At 72.5% G+C, this 2742-nt stretch carries 2 protein-coding genes and 1 pseudogene; all 3 read left to right on the top strand.

Going from position 1 to position 2742, the window contains the following annotated elements; all coding sequences use genetic code 11:
• Positions 1-822, top strand: an 822-nt coding sequence (locus AB0O00_RS34745; RefSeq protein WP_363658661.1) for a cytochrome P450, incomplete at its 5' end; no start/stop codon positions are given.
• A gap of 18 nt (positions 823-840) precedes the next feature.
• A complete protein-coding gene (locus AB0O00_RS34750) occupies positions 841-2025 on the top strand; it encodes an acyl-CoA dehydrogenase family protein (RefSeq protein ID WP_363658663.1) in 1185 nt (394 codons plus the stop codon).
• A 226-nt stretch (positions 2026-2251) separates the two neighbouring features.
• Positions 2252-2742 (top strand): annotated as a pseudogene (locus AB0O00_RS34755) (hypothetical protein); the annotation flags it as partial.

The raw sequence follows: 2742 nt of genomic DNA on the forward strand, positions 1-2742 counted from the left end.
CCCGGCGAGGACGTCGACCTCAAGGACCGCTACGCCTACCCGCTGCCCACCAAGGTGATCTGCGAACTTTTCGGCGTCCCCGAGCACATGCGCCGCGACGTGATGCGCGGCGGCGAGGTCAACACCGAGACGACGATCAACCACGAAGAGGCCGTCGCCAACGTCGAGTCCTGGCACAACGCCATGTACGAGCTCATCGAGATGAAGCGCAAGGAGCCGGACGACGACCTCCTGAGCATGCTCATCGAGGCCCAGGACAACGGCTCCCGGCTCAACCAGTCCGAACTCGCGGGCACTCTCCACCTGATGCTCGGCGCCGGCTCCGAGACCACCACCAACCTGCTCAGCAAGGCCGTCGTCGCGCTGCTCACCCACCCCGAGCAGTTCGCGCTGGTCCGCGACGGGAAGGTGCCGTGGCGGGACGTCATCGAGGAGACCCTGCGGGTCGAGTCCCCGATCGCCCAGCTGCCGTTCCGCTTCACCACCGAGGAGGTGGAGATCGCGGGCGTGCGGATCCCCAAGGGCGACCCGGTGCTGATCGGCTTCGCCGCCTCCGGGCGCGACCGCGGCCGGCACGGCGAGGACGCCGACCGCTTCGACATCACCCGCCCCGACAAGGAGCACCTGTCCTTCGGCTACGGCGTCCACCACTGCCTCGGCGCGCCGCTGGCCCGGATGGAGGCCGCGATCGGCCTGCCCGCGCTGTTCGAGCGTTTCCCCGACCTCGCCCTCGCCGTCCCGGCCGAGGAGGTCCAGCCGCAGGGCACCTTCCTGCTCAACGGCACCGCCACACTGCCCATCCGCCTGACACCCGCCGTCTGACCGCTGCTAAGGAGCTTCATGAACGCGAACGCCCCGGCCCGTGCGGAGCTGGTCCGCCGCGCGGCCGAAGCCGCCCCCGTCCTGCGCGCCAACGCCCCGTGGGGGGACGAGAACCGGCGGCTGCACGAAGAGTCCCTGGCGGCGCTCACCGACGCCGGCCTGTTCAGGATGCGGGTGCCCGCCCGCTACGGCGGCTACGAGACGGACGCCGCGACCTTCGTCGAGGTCATGACCGAGCTCGCGCAGGGCGACGGCTCGGCGGCCTGGAACGTCTCCGCGTGGTCGATCTCGGCCTGGATGGCCGGTCAGTTCCCCGACCACGTCCAGGACGAGGTGTTCGGCTCGGCCGCCGGGGACGTCCGGGTGTGCGGCGTGCTCAGCCCGAGCGCCTCCGCCGTCCCGGCCGCCGACGGCGCGGTGGTGAACGGCGCCTGGCAGTTCATCAGCGGTGCCCACCACAGCCAGTGGCAGGTGGCCCTCGCGATGGGTCCGACGCCGGACGGGCAGTCGCAGTGGCCGCTGATGGCGCTGATCCCGCTGTCCGACCTGACGATCGTCGACGACTGGGACACCACCGGCCTGCGCGGCACCGGCAGCGTCACCACCGTCGCCGAGAACGTGTTCGTCCCGCAGGACCGCCTCCTGCCGCTCGCCCTCGTCCTCCAGGACCAGTCCGCCTCCAAGCTCAACCCGGAGTCGGCCCTCTACCGCGCCCCGCTCATCGCGACCGGCTGCACGACGTTCACCGGCACCGCGATCGGCCTCGCCAAGTCGGCGCTCGCGACGTACCTGGACCAGCTCGACAAGAAGATCACCTACACCGAGTACGCGTCCCGGCGCGAGGCCGCCGTCACCCACCTCCAGGTCGCCGAGGCGGCGCTGCGGATCGAGGAGGCCGAGGGCCACGCTGCCCGGCTGGCCGCCCTGGTGGACGCCAAGGGCGCGGCCGGCGAGCCGTGGACGGTCGAGGAGCGGGTGCACGCCCGCGCCTACCTCGGCCGCGTCTTCGACCGCGCCACCCGCACGGCCCGCACCCTCGGCGACGCCAGCGGCGGCGGCTCCCTCTACCTCACCGGCCCGCTCCAGCGCACCGTGCGGGACCTCCACGCGCTGAGCATGCACGCCCTGATGCACTCGACGACGAACACCGAGCTCTACGGCCGCATCCTGTGTGGCCTGGCACCCAACACGATGTACCTGTAGCCGCATTCGCCGCCCCCGGGAACCTCTCCCGGGGGCGGCCTTTCCCGTAGCCGGGCTCCGGGGCCCGCTCTGCCTGTCCGTGGGGCGTTCGGCGTCGTCTGAAAACCGCTTGCTCCCCGATCCGCCTGCTTGGTGGGATGCAGGGGTTTCGACGGCGGGAGGGGACGGCTTGGCGGTGTTCGGGTGTGCGGGTTGCGGTGCGGTCCTGACGGCGGCGGTGTCGGAGGTGGCGTTGCCGGTCCACCTGGCCGACACCTACTGGGAGGAGCTGCACCCGCCACTGCTGGAGTCCGGGACTTACGCCGTCGACCCCGCGCCGGACGGGCCGTCGGACACCATCCTCCTCGCGCCCGGCGACATGCGCGGCACCACGCTGATCCTCGAGCGGGCCGGAGGCTACTGCATGGGGATCGACGGGAGGGACGGGCCGAACCTCGCCTGCCTGGGCTGCGATCTGCCGGTCGGAACGAGGATGGACGACTGCGGGTACTGGCAGGTCGTCCAGCTCGTCCCGCAGGCGGTGGTGCGGCTGCCCGGCCCGCCGGAGCGGCCGATCACGGATTGGGCGGAGCTGCTGGCCGACGGCGCACTGTCGCACCGGCTGAGCGACTACCGGGACATCCCGGCGGGCGTGGCTCTCGCCCACGTGGTGGTGGCCGCCGGGGGCGCGCCGGTCGAGGTGGCGCCCGGGCCGGTCGCCGACCTCCTCGGCCGGGC

Source organism: Kitasatospora sp. NPDC093558, assembly GCF_040683475.1.
Lineage (GTDB): Bacteria > Actinomycetota > Actinomycetes > Streptomycetales > Streptomycetaceae > Kitasatospora.

Bases quoted from the DNA above. Each gene is read 5' to 3' on its own strand.
- AB0O00_RS34750 (WP_363658663.1), top strand. From the start codon at position 841: ATGAACGCGAACGCCCCGGCCCGTGCGGAGCTGGTCCGCCGCGCGGCC.